Raw genomic sequence first — 15,191 nt, 5'->3', positions numbered from 1 at the left:
CCCCACTCCCCACTGGTTATTGGTTGTTGGTTGTTGGTGTACCCAGTACAAGAGATGTTATCTCAATGAGGAATTGTGCGGCTGATTGTGGGGTATGCTTGGCGATGAGTTGCTCCGATCGGCTACCCATAGTCATAATCTGCTCTGGATTATCGATGAAACTACTCATCAGTTTAGCTAATTCCGCAGGCTGATTTGGATCGAAAAGATAGCCATTTTCCCCTTCAACAATCATTTCAGAGACTCCAGCGGATTTTGAGCAAAGAATAGGTTTGCCTAATGCCATTGCCTCCAGCACCACCATCCCCCAAATATCTTCTAATGTAGGGAAAACAAAAACATCTGCATAGCGGAAATAGGTTCCCAACTGACTGTAGTCTACCCATCCTAGCCAAATAACGCGATCCCGAAGGGGGGCGAAGCCATCGCGTAAATCATGGGTTTCGCTAAAAAGTTTAAGCTCCTCCAATTTCGGGCCGTCTCCAATTACCATTAATGTGTAGTTATGGTATCCTTGTGCCTGAAGTAATTTACATGCTTCTAATAGTCGATCTACTCCTTTTCTGACTTCTATCACCCCTGTAAATAAAAAAATCGGTTTTTGTGATGGCACAATAGTTGGTTGAGTCTCGCCTGGTTGTCCAAATAATGCCTTGGGTGTTGGCACTTGATAGGGTTGAGCGAAAACTGAGCTTTCATTAGCATTTAGTACCTGAGTTAGATAATTTTTGCCTGCTTGAGAGTTTGTCACAAAGGCATCTGCGAGTCTAACCATCATTTTTCGATAGAATAAATGAGGTTTTGAATTGAGACGATCTATACTGGGTGAACTGCCATCGTAAATAATGATAACTCGCCAACCTAGCCATGATTTTAATAATAGTACCAATAAAGTCCAAACAGAGAAAGAACTAGCGAATATCACCTCTGGTTTAAATCTAAGTAGTTTATTAATAATACCAAAAGAAACAAATGAGAAACCCAAGCTGTACCCTACAGTTGACGGAATTATTCTGATATATTTCATTGCGCCTACTACTTCTACAGTAAAGGCATCTTCAAATCCTGCTGTAAATCCAGGCCAATCTCCTGTGTAAATAATAGTATTTTTAAATTTATGAGTAAATTCGCTTAAAACTGGTTGCCAATATGCGGCTCTTCCCATTGAGGGAAATAGCAATGCGATCCGAGAATTGTTAATATCATCCACTTTGATACACCTCTGATAGCAAGGTAAAAACCATTCATTTTTTAGATTTGATCTTGACTAAATCAAATAAGAAAATCTTAATTAATCTTCTGTATGGTAGTAACCAATAAAATAGCCAAAATGGTCCTCCATGGCGCTGAGTTAATATTTTCCACTGTCCAATGGGAGAAAGGGTTACGTCAGAAAGTGCCAATCCTTTCGGTTGGTTCATTTTCTGCCATTGCTCGCTCAAGGAATCATCTGAATTTACATAGCGACTGATTGAGGGATTTGGCGAACAAGTGCCTACATATCCTGGAGCTACCCAAATAGTACATCCTTGGCTCCTAGCTCGTAAGCCATAATCTAAATCTGCTCCATAATGACTGAGAGCTAAGTCTAAATTACCTACCACTTGAACTACTTTTCGGGGTATCAGAACGCTGTTTCCCTCCATAGTATCGCAAGGTTGGGGTGTTTCCTTTGGTATGACCTTCCCTAATCGTAAGGGATGCCACCAACGATGTTGTCGCAATCCGCCGTAAGTGAGTATACCAGTTTCTGGATCTTGAGTTGAGCCAACTACAATTGAGGAAAGATTGCCCTCCTCAATCAGATGGTGAGATGTGGCTAACAAATTACTAATTGCTTCGGGATAAAGCAGGGTGTCATCATTGAGCCAGAGGTAATAATCGTAGTCTTGCGCGATCGCTTCACTGAAGGCGAATCTCATGCCCCCAGTCCAAAATAGGTTGCCATCCCCTTGTAGAATGTTAACCGCAGGGTAAGCCTGCCTTACTGCCTCAGTCGTCCCGTCAGTGCTGCCGTCATCCACCAGGAATACAGCCAAATTCACTTCCGGAGCCAGTATCTGATTAAACAGCGCACCTAAGCAAGCAAGGGTTTTTGGCTTGCGGTTGTAACAAGTCAAAAGGACGGCAAGGCGATTACTGGTCATTTTCTGCCAGATAAAGTATTTATGGTATACAATAGTATCTCATGCTCAGGTAATTCCTGGGTTTATTGTTTTTAAAGGATTGCGGCTATCCTGTCGATCGCAGCAACTTCCAGCATCAGGGTAACGTTCGCTATTGCTCAAGCTACAAATAGGAACGTCTTTATTAGGAAACAGAGCAACTTCCAGCATCAGGGTAACGTTCGCTATTGCTCAAGCTACAAATAGGAACGTCTTTATTAGGAAACAGATCAATTTCCAGCATTAGGGTAACGTTCGCTATTGCTCAAGCTACAAATAGGAACGTCTTTATCAAAAAACAGAGCAAATTCCAGCATCAGGGTAACTTTCTTTATTGCTCAACCTACAAATAGGAACGTCTTTATTAGGAAACAGAGCAACTTCCAGCATCAGGGATACATTCAATATTAGTGGTATTGCAGATAGGATCGAAAGTAGCGATTCTATTTGTACTCTGTTTTACCAATCCAATATTTAGCCTCATCAGGGATATCCATTCGACAACGATACGTTTGATTTCGGTGTGTTAAATCGGCTTTGCTCTAATTTTAGTAAAAACATCCTATCTGAATTCAATCAACACATCTTCTTCTTTTTCAGGAGTAGTCGAATGACTTTACCCAATTTTTTGATTATTGGATCTCAGAAAGCAGGAACAACTTGGATTTCTAAGAATCTCAGTCAGCATCCAGATATTTTTCTCCCCAAGGGTGAACCTCATTTTTTCCCCAAAGAAAATTTTGGTAAAGGATTTGAATGGTATGAAAGATATTTCCAGCAAGCGGCTGGGGAAAAAGCAGTTGGGGAAAAAAGTACGGGTTACCTCTGCGTCACGACTTCGCCAGAAATTCCAGGGAACATTTATAGATCTCTCCCTGATGTTAAATTAATTGCTGTTTTGCGCAATCCAGTTAATCGTGCTATTTCAGCATTTAGTCATTATTTAGCAGGTGGAGAGATTCCTCCTTTTTGCCAGATTGATGACTTACTTGTGGGTGATAAGCAACATTTAGTGAAACATTTGGGATTAATCGAATTTGGTCGATATTATCACCAGCTTAAGTGGTATTTTGAACTGTTCGATCCTAGTCAAATAATGGTTTTATTTTTGGAGGATGATATTATTCAGCAGCCTGAATTAACCTTGAAACAGATTTGTCTATTTCTGGGTGTAGATCCATTTTTCCAATTCCAAAATATAGACGAAAGACAGAATAAGTTTCGTCGCTCTCAGCTTGGGGTTACCCTGGGATATTATCTTCCTCCTATGAGGGAATTAGTTCATTACATGGATTTATCTGTTTCTCATCTGAGGGAAAGATATTCATTGGGATCGGGAACAAAATATAAGCAAGTTCCCAAAGAGTCAACGATTCAGAAACTCTATGAATTGTATGAAGAAGATAATGAGAAACTCTTCTCTTTATTAAGGCGTAAGCCCACTTCCTGGCAAAATCCTGCGAGAATGTATGCGAAGGCTTGTTAATTTGCGACGAATATGAAGGGGCGATCTGATGTTGTTGACAGATTGTTGTCACCCCATCAGGCGGTAATGGTGCGTTACCAAAGGATAACGCACCCTACATGTTTATTATTTCCCACTCGATCTTAGTTTCTTTAACTTACTCCGAATGCCAAATAACGACTTAGCAGCTCTACGGGTAACTTTTGCCATAGCTAACCAAAACCCCATTTCACCTATATTATCTTTGAGTAAATCGTAATTGGATATGAGGATTTGGTATTGGTATTTAGCATGAATAATTGGATTAGTCTTTGACAAGCCTGAGTCTGTGGAACGATAATTTACACCAACAATCCCTGAATGTATCCATGGAGTTGGATAGGCTGCTAGGCGGATTTTCAATTCCCAGTCTTCATATTTATCTAGATTATGTCTCAGCCCGCCAACTTCTAAGTAGAGTTTTTTAGGAAATAGCATATCTCTGGGTATTTCTGTCACATGAGAGATCGTCCAGTTTACTCGTTGTTTTATGTCAAAACTCGAAAAATCAGACAAATCCAAATAACGACTTATTCCCCCATCTATATCGGTTAGATTAACATCGGAATAGGCTATTGATTCCAGATTATTTTCTAATGCAAAATACTCCCTCTCTATTTTTTGAGGAGAGTACCAATCATCACCATCAAGAGTAGTAATTAGCTCACTCGTAGCTGCTCTAATAGCTAAATCTCTGTTGAGAGTTACACCCAGATTCTTTTCTCTAAAAATAGGCTGAATTTGGGAGTATTCTTGGGCTAGTGAGGTAATTAAGTCTCTAGAGCCATCTGTTGAGCCATCATCTGCAATAATAATTTCATCGACTGGTTTAGTCTGGTTGACTACGCTGAGGATGGACTCTTTCAGAAATATGCCGTTGTTGTAGCTTACAATAATACAGCTAATAGTAGTCATGGTTTTTAAGTTTATTATCTGATAATTTTTGTTTCTTTTTATTGAATGAATACCAATAATATAATATGTCTTTATGATTGTATATCCGCAGTCATGTCTGAAACAAAATCAGAATATTTCATAATCATTGATGAAGCCATGTTAGCGATCTCATTAATACTAGTTTCAATGGGGACATATCGATAGCGAAAGGCAGCAATTCTCGGATCTGCTTCTTGGTAAAGAACATCACTTACAACATCATGCCATCTTTGTTGTGGCATCAAACTAATTGTCATCCCAGCGTGGGCAGAAGGTTTGAGAATACTCGAGCCATGTATGCCAATAACGATACGGCTTTGAGAGTAGATTTCATTCATTTCTTTATCTGTATTACTGTCATATTTTTCCACTCTGCAATCTTCAATCCACCCTGGAAATTTAGTGCTTTTGCCTTGGGCTGCGACAACAAATTTAGCGGTAGGAAATTGATATTTTAGTTGGATAAATAATTTTTTTACCTTCCAGTTTTGGAGTAATAGCCCCAGTTTCATTATTTTAAGTTTTCTGAGAATGCGATAAAATAAAGTGCTACACCAGAGCCTATCTTCACGCCATATATAGGTGATTTTATAGTTTTCTTCTTCAAAGTTATGTTTGGGAATTCGACTAAACCGTGTGATATCGAACTGACTAGGATGGGAATGGGCTTTACTCACATGAATTTCATCAAAGCGTTTCAATTCTTCAGTGACAAACTGATTAAAGTTTGGATAGTAATAATGACCATTTCTTAAGGGTATATCTGCTGTCCATATTTCAGCTACGCCATCGGGAACCATCGATCGCTTAAAGGGTTGAACTATGACAATTAAACCATAATCGGGGTTGCCATCTAAATGTCTTTGAGCATTCAGAAGTTTTAAAAGGCAATGACCATAGACATTATCGATACAGTTTAAAATAATAACACGGTTACACTCCTTAAATACTTCCTTGGTAATGGGGACAGATTCTGTTTGAGGATTTTGTAAGTATTCAATAAAAGGATCTGTATACCAAGTAAACCACTGATCGTTTGTTTTTTGATAAAAGTGCTTGCCTTTGGCGATATCAATTTGATATGGTCTTCTTACTGAGTGACCAACTCTTAATGCCTCAATGAATTCAGTCTGACAGGTATCGCACTTGGTTTTGACATAAATTCCCAGTCCAGGCCATAATACCTGAATAGGTTTTAGCGTAGCCCCATCATAAGGACAAGTTGAATGATGTTGGATATTGGGTTTAATTTCAATCATCGTAGTAATCCTTTGAGTCTCAAAGCAGCCTGATACAAGTTTAGCGATCGCAGGATCAATAAACCTACTATATTTAGATCTTTAATAAAAAAGTTAATCAATACGATTACAAATAAATAGGTAATGAGGGTAGCCACTGTTGCCCCCATTGCCCCATAAGCTGGTATCATAAAATAATTTAACCCTATATTCAAGAAAGCGCCCATAACGCTCATTATTAGCGAATAATGTAATTTTCCCTCTATAGCAAGAAAAGTACCTCTTGCTACACCAAACATACTACCAAATTGAGACCAAGCATATACCGACAAAAGCGGGACTGAAGCCCTAAAAGCCTCACCGTAAAGAATTGGTACTATATAAGGAGCTAAAATAGAAACAGGAATAGCAATGGCTAGCCAACTCGCTGTTGATATATCAAAATAAATCTGAAGTTTTTTGAAGTAATCTTCGCTATTTTTTCCTCTTAATTGTGTAAGTTTGGGTAAAGTCGATGAAGCTAATATCATGGGTAAGAAATCAAATACTGTAGATAGTTTTACCGCCGCTGCATAAAAGCCTAATTCATCTTTGTTTTCCTGTAAGATAGCACCCAGCATCACCTGATCGATATTCGCATAGACGTAAACGGCGATTCCTGCTAACACTAAAGGAAAACTTTCCACAAGTAATTCTTTAGATCTCTGAAAACTGACTCGCCACGCCTGAATATAATTTCCTTGCTTTCGATAAACCCATAATAACCCCAATGCCCCCACAGCAGACTCGGCTAACCTAGCCCAAGCAAAGTCAATCAATCCTGCTTGAAGTTGGATTAAGACTAATCTAACCGCAGCCACCAATAAATAGGCAAAATTCTTGGCAAAAATAGTATATTTTGACTGAAGTTGGGATTGAAACCAGAAATCAATTGTGCCAAAGGCATTGAAAACAGTTCCGGCGGCGATAATTGCGACTAATTTATGAGTTAATGGATCGTTGGGATTGAGTATGGGAATAATCGCAACGGTTACTAAAATAGTGAGAAAACCGCCAATCAGTTGGAGTGTAAATGCTGTGCCAAGGCTTTCATCTTTGCATGAGGGATTCCGAGCGATGTCACGCACAATTAGGGAACTCAATCCACCCAAACTTGCGATCGCACTAAACATAGAAACAAATGTCATCGCATAACTAAGAGTACCAAACTGTGTTGGTCCTAGATAGCGAGTTACCCACACCCCTACAAATAGACTTAAACCCATCCGCCCAATTTTGTCAGCGAATAGCCAAGCTGTGTTGCTAATCACCTGGCGCAAACCAGGACCAATTTTTTGAATTATTGAAACTATTTTATTTAACATTAGGAGGGTGACACCCTTTACAAATTATTTTTTTTAGTACTGAGTCATCTATGAAATATGAAAACGATCGCAAAGGAACTGTTTTGTCATTAGCGATTCCTCCTAAAACTGGTTCTGTTAGTCTCGGATATTGACTCCAACTCCCAAGATGTCTGGCGTTGAGAATTGATTCTCAAATTATCTAAAGTATTATCCATAGTTAATCTGGCTGTCATTAAAACATACAATATCCAAATAAAAGAAATACTTGCCATCCCTGTTTCTGTGATATTTGTTATTATTAACCACGTAAAAATTACTAGAGGGATTGATGACTCAGCCTCTTTGTTGCGAATTACATTCAGGACTCCATAGTAAATATTAATCCCTAAAGAAATGAGAAAAAATGCTAATCCCAACCAACCTATATCTAATCCCATATCTAAAAATCCATTGTGAGAATGTTCTGGTATAAAATTACCTAATCTAGCACTTCTGATGGGGAGTGCGGGGTTGTCAATTCCTCGCCACGGTTGCCAAAAACCTTGATATCCATAGCCAAAGACAGGATGTTTGTTGATAGCATTCACAATGAGAGGCCAAAAATAAGTTCGTCCGCTTATACTAATATCTTTCCCAAGCTGTTCCACTATAATATATTCTGCATTCTCTGTGATGAGAATCATCATGGCTACTCCCATCGCTAGGAAAAAACCCATTAATGCAAAAGCTAATCGAGGAGGTAAACGTCTAATAAAACGGATCACCCCTAATAGAGATATTAAGACAACTAATAAAACTTTAGACATGCCGCTATTGGCTTGTTGGAGAGTAAAAACTGATAACCCAGCTAGACAAAGGAATAGCCATCTGTACTTGGGCACGCGAATTGACTGTAAATAGAGAAAAATTGCAGTCATACTCATCATGGGACCGAGAGCATTTTTGTGAGTAAAAACTCCAATCCAGCTACCTGTTGGTCTGCCAATTGAGGGTATGAATAAACAATAAAATACACTTAGTAATAGAATTATTAGTTGATACCACAGTAATAAATCAAACAGTTCTTGCCAAGTAAATTGTTTGCCGATATAAATAAAAAAAATAGTAGTTAATAGACAAACCAGACTGGCTTTTAAATCGTACCCTGGTGTCTCGGATAATAAAGAGCAAATAAATATCCAAGAAATGTGAATAATAAAAAACGGATTTTGCTGAGATAGAGAGGATAGAAAATAAGTCGAATGTTTTAAATAGATTTTCCAGCGAGATGAGACTAATAATAAGCAGCCAGAATAGATACCAACCTGTAAAGCCAGAGAATAAAGCTTTTTGCCAGGTAAATATAATGCTGAAGGAGTAAACTTGCCGAATAAGCCTAGCTTAAAGCCGCCAATACTTAATAATAATAATAAGATACAGATTTTTTCAAAAGTGTGAGTCCCTCGGCCATAGCGATTGAATAACTGAAAGCAGATCAATAAATAAATAAGCCCTATCAGGAGAAGAAGAGAAAAAATTACAGGATTTAAAATAAGTTGTTTCATAAGACAACCTGCGTCAGTTTGACCTCATCTAAGATCTTCAACCTATAGGAGGATAACGGATTCAGCGATAGAATTAAATACGATCCAGTTTAGGCAAGTGGCTTCCTTATGATCTATGCAGGTTTACCTCAACAACGAGTGGAATCAGTTGTCGCAGGTGTGGCTATGTTAGTGTCACTGATCGTTACTTGCCCAGTTTCTCAGTGTCAGGCTCAAGCAGCCAATCTGAGAGAGCCTGTCATCGCAGGAGTACAAGGTATCACCACTCAGTATGAGCCAGATTATACATTAGGCGGAGGCGATCGCATTCGTTTAGATATTTTAGAAGTGCCCCAATATAGCGGGGAATATCTGATTCCGCCCGGTGGTTTCCTTGCCCTACCTCTGATTGGCAGTGTGTCAGTGCAAGGGCTGACTCTGGAGCAAGCGGCGCAAACCATATCCAGTAGGTATAATAGCGTCCTCAAACGCCCCATCGTCTCTGTGATTCTGATTAATCCGCGCCCAGTTAATATTTTGGTGTCTGGGGAAGTGAATCGTCCAGGATACTACGCACTCCCTCTGACTACAGTATCAGGAAATCAGACTGCGGTGGAGTCAGCTACCTTAACTGTGGCGTTGCAGCAAGCTGGGGGCATTACCCTATCGGCTGATATTCGTCAGGTGCAAATCCGTCGCCGCCAAACCAATGGTGTCGAGAAAGTATCTCAAATTGATTTATGGAATCTTGTCCAAACGGGCAATCAGCGTCAAAACCTCCTCTTGCGAGATGGAGATGTCATTTTTGTCCCCACAGCAACCAGCGTCAATCTAGCGGAAGCACAACGGATAGCAGCCACAGGCTTTGCCCCGGCAACCAATACTCCTCGCACAGTTGCTGTCATCGGCGAAGTAAACCGCCCAGGAGGCTACGTGCTGATTGGGGGAAATACCGCCACAACCCAAGGAAATCAAGGCTTCCCAACGGTGACTAGGGCAATCCAACTGGCTGGGGGGATTAAGCCCATGGCTGATATTCGCCGGATTTCCATCCGCCGAGTTACTCAAGCGGGTGGAGAACAAATGATTTCTATCGATTTGTGGCAACTCATACAAGCTGGCGATTTCCATCAAGACACAGTAGTACAAGATGGGGATACAATTATTATCCCAACAGCTACTGATGTTAACCCCGCTGAAGCCACTGAATTAGCCGATGCTAGTTTTTCGCCAACTACAATTAAAGTAAGTGTAGTGGGAGAAGTTAAAACACCTGGAGTGGTGGATGTTCCCCCCAATACTCCCTTGAATCAGGCGATTCTAGTCGCGGGTGGGTTTGATGAGAAGCGTGCCGATGGTGGCTCAGTATCTCTAATTCGCTTGAATCCTGATGGTACAGTTTCTAAAAGGACAGTACCGATCGATCTTACCCAAGGAATTAATGAGGAGAGCAACCCTACACTCCGTAATAACGACATTATTATCGTAGATCGTTCTGATGTAGCCAGAGTTACAGATGCTGTGGGAACGACCTTATCACCAGTGGATAAAGTCTTAGGCTTTTTCAATATTCTGAAACTCTTAGGCATATTCTTCTAGCCGAAGGTTATACTGATATTTTTGCTATAGATTGGTCTCTTGAATCACCAAACCTAGCGCTATAACGGGAATCCTATTCCCCCATTTAAGATAGAGATGATCCAGTGAAAATCTAAGAAAGCAGTTAGTTAGTTAAATCTTAAAATAATATCTGTTAATGCAATTGAACTTATGCTTACCCTAGACTGGAGCGAACAGAATTGGTAAATTTTGCCTTTCCAGTCAACCCAAAAATCCAGAGGTGCAAAGATGTCTGCCGACGACGATTTCCTAACAATTCCATCCAAGCCTAATGGTAAGTCACATCAGTTATTGCCTCACCCTCAAACAGCCATACCAGAATCCAGTGATGGACAGACTATCGATTTAGCTTGGGTTTTTACCGTAGTGCGTCGCCGAACTTGGGTAATAGCAGGTGTGGCACTAATATTGATGGTAACTTCAGGGGGTTTGCTTGTCTGGAACAAGCGTCAGAGCATACCAGAATATCAAGGATCTTTTAAGCTTTTAGTTGAACCCGCTACGGCGGAAGATCGCTTAAATAAACAATTTTTGCTCTCTCAAAGTCAAAATGCTAACCTCCAATCAGTAGAGATAGATCGAACCAGCCTGTTGGATTATGAAACTCAGATTAGGGTTTTGCAGAGTCCCAAAATTATCGATCCAATTCTCAAGAAGTTGAAAATTCTGTACCCAGAAATTAACTACAACTCCCTAATGGGAAGTTTAATAATTTCTCGGCTAACGTTTGAAAAAGATGCCAAGCAAGAAGGGACTAAAATATTAGAAATCCATTACCAAGATCCAGATACACAAAAAGTTCTTTTTGTCTTAAAAACAATTTCTGACAGATATCTCAACTACAGTTTAGATGAACGCCAAAAAAGCTTAAAACAAGGATTAAAATTTATTGAAAGTCAGATTCCCAACCTACAGGAACAAGTTGATAAAATTCAAGCAGAACTTCAACAACTTAGGCAGGAATATAATCTAATCGATCCGGCTTTAGCAGACGATCTCCTCAAAAGACATTCCCTGACAATTAGGGAACAGCGATTAAATACTGAAGGAAAACTGGCTGAAACTAGAGCGCTATACACCACTTTGCAACAACAGTTGAAGGAAGATAATCCTATCGGTGTTGTATCTACAGAAGGTGATGCTTACGACGAAATCAGAAAAGAACTACAGACTGTAGAAGCTCAGATTGCTTCACAGTCAACCCAATTTCGGGAAGACAGTCCCCCCATGGAGTTGTTAAGAGAAAAGCAAGAAAATCTTCAGCTTTTGTTGACCAAAAAATCTGAAGGAGTAATCGAAAAGCTGGCAGGTGAAATTCAGGGATTAGAAGATCGTTACAACACTATTGTTAAAAGTGAAAATCAAATCAATCAAAAACTGGCTCAGTTGCCAGCAGTTTCCCGTCAGGTTACGGATTTACAGCGCCAATTAAGCGTTGCTACAGATAACTTGAAGGCATTTCTGGTGAAACGAGAATCACTGAAACTCGATGCCGCACAGCAACAAATACCTTGGGAATTGATTAATCCACCTCAACTCTGGCGCAATGAGAAGGGCAAACTCGTTCCGGTAGAAGATTTTGCTTTAAGACGACCATTAGCGATCGCAGTCGTTCTCAGTATACTCCTGGGGATAGGAGTTGGTTTTTTGGTGGAAATTGTCAATACTGTCTTTCACAGCCCTGATGAAATTAAAGGTGCAACCAAAGTACCAATTATCGGGGTAATTCCGATTGTGAAAAAGCTGCAAAAACTGCCCAACAAATCGCAGCAGCTTGCTATTGTAGCACAGGTTGCTAATTGGAATCAAGGGAGAAAGCAACGTATTCGATTTGGCAAGGGCGCAAAGGATCGCTACTACAACAATTCTCCTTTTATGGAAGCCTTTCGTTCTCTTTATACAACCATCCGCTTGATGAGCGCAAAGAAGCCTATCCACTCTTTAGCAATTAGTTCATCTGTTCCTGGTGATGGAAAAACGACGGTTTCTGTATACCTTGCTAAAACTGCCGCAACAATTGGTCAACGAGTCCTCCTAATAGACACAGATTTGCGTTATCCTCAGCTTCACACTCGGTTAGATTTGCCCAACGAAAAGGGACTTAGCGAACTGATTACTACAGACTTAAATCTGGATGATGCTATTCAGAAATCGCCCCTTGATGAGAACTTTTTTGTATTGACAAGCGGTCAAACTTTATCAGACCCGATTAAACTCCTTTCATCTGATAAGATGGAGTATCTCAGCGATCAATTTCAAGCTCGTTTCGACTTGGTAATCTACGACACTCCACCCCTTTTGGGTTTAGGAGATGGTAACCTTGTTGCGGCTAAAGCAGATGGTACGATTTTGGTAGTAGGTATTGAGAAAACAGATCGTTCACAGGTAATGAAAGCCTTTGAGGGATTAAAGATTGCTGGGGCTTCTATCTTAGGTATAGTTGCCAATGGGGTTCCAGAAGAGGCAACTAATTCTTATGGCGGCTATCGTCGCTTCTAAGCTCGATTGGATTAGACAATTTTAAGACCGATTCACGCGGAGTCATCGACCTGATTTATATTAAGTCAGGTTTGATCTAGATGGTTTGTAGTAGGCACTTAAGTCCCTACTACAAACTTGGCAATTTCTATTTTTTATAAATAATATGATGGAAAAAATGAACAGGTATAAGCAGTATATTTTATTTCAAAATTCAGATAATAAGGATATTCTTCATCCCTATATTTTTTGGTCATCTGTTGCGACAATCTATTTAGTGGCAAATGCGCCTAAAAACCGGATTCTCCTTGTCGCAAATCACCTGGTAAAATCTTGGCCAAATCCCGATCAATATTTGCCATATCTTGTGATGAAAAAAATTGGGATCAATAATTCGAGCGATTTGATTGTACAACTGGGCATTATTCCTCTGAAAGAATTATTGTTTTTTGTCGCAATGCTATTGTTGTTTTTGCCAATTTTTCGGGCGATAAATAGAGAGAAAAGATTAATCGTTAATAATAATTTCTCAAGGATATTAATAGCATCATTATTGATTTTCATAACTCTAGCAATTCTAGTCTTTCCCTATCGATATCCTTTAGGAAGTGGGGGGATGGGTGTCCACTATGGAATCCATAGTTCAGATCCGTTTGCTCAAAATGCTGGCTGGTATTATCGACGGCTTCTGATGGTGGCTGTTGCACATTTTATTCAAATGGATGGACCAATTCTTTATTACTTGTTTTCTCTATTTTGTACATATATCCTGATTTTTATGTCTTTGTCATTCATTGAGTCGAAACTTTTAACTTACAATCTTCTGAACCAAATAGAATCTATAGCAAATTACAAAATAATATTCATTTGCTATTTATCCCTGGCAACAAGTAGTTTTATTATTTTTAACTTCCAAACTCCTGGTTACACCGAACAGTTTTTCTTTATCCTTTTATTAATTGCGGCTTCCATCCCAATGACTCGTCAAGAAAGGCTCTCAATAGTTGCTCTTTCTCTGGCAACTCATGAAGTGAGTATTTTTGTATTTATACCAATTATTTTTATCTGTTTCCCTGGGCGAGAGATAGGTAAGTGTTTAGCAGTAATTGCTTTGTACTTTGCGATATGGTTAGCTGGAAATGGGTTGAATCTGACGAAAGCTGTAGCACTTCAGTCTCAAGTGAAAGAACATAGTGGCTTATATTATTGGGTTGAAAATCCTCTGTTAGGATTAGGCGGATTGTTTTTTGCTTATAAACTTATTTTGCTGATTGTACTATATGTATTGTGGAAACTTTGGCGAAATGGGGAGAGAAAGTTAGTCATCGCTCTGACTACCATAATTTTATTCCCTGCTATTACAATTATTCCTTCTGTGGATACAAGCCGGATGATGGGTATGGGATTTTTGGGAGTGCTAATTTGTTTTTCAATATTAATCAATGAGTGGCATAGCTTAAAGATTAATAAAAATATAGTTTTGGCTATCGCTAGTGTTAATATTATCTTTCCTTCCTACAATGTGCTTTTGTACATTGGCTTTCAGTGTTATTCTGGTTTGTATCATTTAATAAGAATTATTCCGTCTCAATATATAGATTATGTTCGGTGAATGTGGGGATTGAGTTATTAGGTTATATAGTTCAACCCCCCCAACCCCCCTTATTAAGGAGGGAGAAAGAAATAATATCAAATTTGGTTATTTTTAGATTGTTTGTAGTAGGCACTTTAGTGCCTGTTTCTGTTGTATTTTGAAGCACTAAAGTGCTTACTACGAACAGGGGGTGACAATTTATGGGCGGCGGGAGATGAGATAATTTAGATTTAAAATCCTAACCAAATTAGTCCTCCCGTTAGAAAAATTATGAGAATTAATGCAACCCAAATAAATTGATTGTCTTTGGTGTTAACTTGAGTTAAATCTATCGGCTCTGGGATAACTAGTTTTTGCCGATCGCGGTTGCTATTAGTAGTAGAATTATTATTGGGACGATATTGGGGTTCGCTATCTGCGATCGCGCCTAAGTCTGGTATTTTTACCATCCATTCTTCTGGTCGTTGGAGCTGTGGGGCTTGTAGAATATAGAGTAAGCCTTTGGATTGTTTGCGGGTTTCTGGATGGGGATGGCGAGTTAGTTGCTGGCAAAGTGCGATCGCTTCTGCTTTTTTGCCTCCTGCTTCGTAAGCGGTGACTAACCACATTTGTGCCTCTCCTCCTAAGCGGGAGTTTGGCTTGATTAGGGCGCAGGCTATTTGTAAACGCTTGACTGAGATGGAATAGTCTCCTCTTTCAAAGGCGGCTTTTCCGGCTTGGTATTCAATCTCGAATTTTTCTTGATTTTCTGAATTCACAATCTGAATGGGGAATGGGGAATGGGGAG

General features: G+C 39.6%; 11 protein-coding genes. 4 read left to right on the top strand and 7 right to left on the bottom strand.

Translation table 11 applies throughout. The annotated features are described in order from the left end of the window. Nucleotides 1–16: 16 nt before the first annotated feature. The gene (locus NJ959_RS14405; protein WP_254012445.1) at nucleotides 17–1,210 is read right to left on the bottom strand and encodes a glycosyltransferase family 4 protein; all 1,194 of its coding nucleotides are present in this window, start codon (nucleotides 1,208–1,210) and stop codon (nucleotides 17–19) included. A gap of 34 nt (nucleotides 1,211–1,244) precedes the next feature. Then, on the bottom strand, nucleotides 1,245–2,147 hold the full coding sequence (locus NJ959_RS14400; RefSeq protein WP_254012444.1) for a glycosyltransferase family 2 protein: 903 nt from the start codon (nucleotides 2,145–2,147) through the stop codon (nucleotides 1,245–1,247). A 628-nt stretch (nucleotides 2,148–2,775) separates the two neighbouring features. On the opposite strand from NJ959_RS14400, the gene NJ959_RS14395 reads away from it, so the two are divergent. Continuing rightward, complete coding sequence (locus NJ959_RS14395; protein WP_254012443.1) at nucleotides 2,776–3,651, top strand: sulfotransferase domain-containing protein; 876 nt, start codon at nucleotides 2,776–2,778, stop codon at nucleotides 3,649–3,651. A gap of 105 nt (nucleotides 3,652–3,756) precedes the next feature. On the opposite strand, the gene NJ959_RS14390 is transcribed toward NJ959_RS14395, so the two are convergent. The 4 genes from NJ959_RS14390 to NJ959_RS14375 all read right to left on the bottom strand — a co-directional run bounded on the left by NJ959_RS14390 (nucleotide 3,757) and on the right by NJ959_RS14375 (nucleotide 8,733). Then, nucleotides 3,757–4,584 carry a glycosyltransferase family 2 protein gene (locus NJ959_RS14390; protein ID WP_254012442.1) on the bottom strand — a complete coding sequence of 276 codons (828 nt, stop codon included), beginning with the start codon at nucleotides 4,582–4,584 and terminating at the stop codon, nucleotides 3,757–3,759. A 71-nt stretch (nucleotides 4,585–4,655) separates the two neighbouring features. Continuing rightward, on the bottom strand, nucleotides 4,656–5,864 hold the full coding sequence (locus NJ959_RS14385) for a hypothetical protein (protein WP_254012441.1): 1,209 nt from the start codon (nucleotides 5,862–5,864) through the stop codon (nucleotides 4,656–4,658). Then, nucleotides 5,861–7,207 carry a flippase gene (locus NJ959_RS14380; protein ID WP_254012440.1) on the bottom strand — a complete coding sequence of 449 codons (1,347 nt, stop codon included), beginning with the start codon at nucleotides 7,205–7,207 and terminating at the stop codon, nucleotides 5,861–5,863. The genes NJ959_RS14385 and NJ959_RS14380 overlap by 4 nt, the downstream gene beginning before the upstream one ends. An 89-nt stretch (nucleotides 7,208–7,296) precedes the next feature. Further along, nucleotides 7,297–8,733, bottom strand: coding sequence for an O-antigen ligase family protein (locus NJ959_RS14375; RefSeq protein WP_254012439.1), 1,437 nt, complete (start codon nucleotides 8,731–8,733; stop codon nucleotides 7,297–7,299). 108 nt (nucleotides 8,734–8,841) lie between these two features. Here NJ959_RS14375 and NJ959_RS14370 point away from each other — a divergent pair, with 108 nt between their 5' ends. The 3 genes from NJ959_RS14370 (at nucleotide 8,842) to NJ959_RS14360 (ending at nucleotide 14,422) form a co-directional block, all read left to right on the top strand. Beyond that, nucleotides 8,842–10,311 carry an SLBB domain-containing protein gene (locus NJ959_RS14370; protein WP_254012438.1) on the top strand — a complete coding sequence of 490 codons (1,470 nt, stop codon included), beginning with the start codon at nucleotides 8,842–8,844 and terminating at the stop codon, nucleotides 10,309–10,311. Nucleotides 10,312–10,560: 249 nt separating this feature from the next. Beyond that, nucleotides 10,561–12,831, top strand: coding sequence for a GumC family protein (locus tag NJ959_RS14365; protein WP_254012437.1), 2,271 nt, complete (start codon nucleotides 10,561–10,563; stop codon nucleotides 12,829–12,831). Nucleotides 12,832–12,988: 157 nt separating this feature from the next. After that, entirely contained in the window at nucleotides 12,989–14,422 is a 1,434-nt protein-coding gene (locus tag NJ959_RS14360; protein WP_254012436.1) for a hypothetical protein, read from the top strand. A 212-nt stretch (nucleotides 14,423–14,634) separates the two neighbouring features. On the opposite strand, the gene NJ959_RS14355 is transcribed toward NJ959_RS14360, so the two are convergent. Then, the gene (locus tag NJ959_RS14355; protein WP_254012446.1) at nucleotides 14,635–15,162 is read right to left on the bottom strand and encodes a tetratricopeptide repeat protein; all 528 of its coding nucleotides are present in this window, start codon (nucleotides 15,160–15,162) and stop codon (nucleotides 14,635–14,637) included. Nucleotides 15,163–15,191 lie beyond the last annotated feature (29 nt).

It is taken from the genome of Limnofasciculus baicalensis BBK-W-15 (genome assembly GCF_024178385.1).
Classification (GTDB): domain Bacteria; phylum Cyanobacteriota; class Cyanobacteriia; order Cyanobacteriales; family Coleofasciculaceae; genus Limnofasciculus; species Limnofasciculus baicalensis.
This window is presented reverse-complemented; position numbering and strand designations above follow the sequence as displayed.

What these genes read in the sequence shown, in the direction of transcription:
- NJ959_RS14370 (WP_254012438.1), top strand. Translation starts at nt 8,842, where the DNA reads ATGATCTATGCAGGTTTACCTCAACAACGAGTGGAATCAGTTGTCGCA.
- NJ959_RS14400 (WP_254012444.1), bottom strand. Translation starts at nt 2,147, where the DNA reads ATGACCAGTAATCGCCTTGCCGTCCTTTTGACTTGTTACAACCGCAAG.
- NJ959_RS14380 (WP_254012440.1), bottom strand. Translation starts at nt 7,207, where the DNA reads ATGTTAAATAAAATAGTTTCAATAATTCAAAAAATTGGTCCTGGTTTG.
- NJ959_RS14375 (WP_254012439.1), bottom strand. Translation starts at nt 8,733, where the DNA reads ATGAAACAACTTATTTTAAATCCTGTAATTTTTTCTCTTCTTCTCCTG.
- NJ959_RS14395 (WP_254012443.1), top strand. Translation starts at nt 2,776, where the DNA reads ATGACTTTACCCAATTTTTTGATTATTGGATCTCAGAAAGCAGGAACA.
- NJ959_RS14385 (WP_254012441.1), bottom strand. Translation starts at nt 5,864, where the DNA reads ATGATTGAAATTAAACCCAATATCCAACATCATTCAACTTGTCCTTAT.
- NJ959_RS14360 (WP_254012436.1), top strand. Translation starts at nt 12,989, where the DNA reads ATGAACAGGTATAAGCAGTATATTTTATTTCAAAATTCAGATAATAAG.
- NJ959_RS14365 (WP_254012437.1), top strand. Translation starts at nt 10,561, where the DNA reads ATGTCTGCCGACGACGATTTCCTAACAATTCCATCCAAGCCTAATGGT.
- NJ959_RS14390 (WP_254012442.1), bottom strand. Translation starts at nt 4,584, where the DNA reads ATGACTACTATTAGCTGTATTATTGTAAGCTACAACAACGGCATATTT.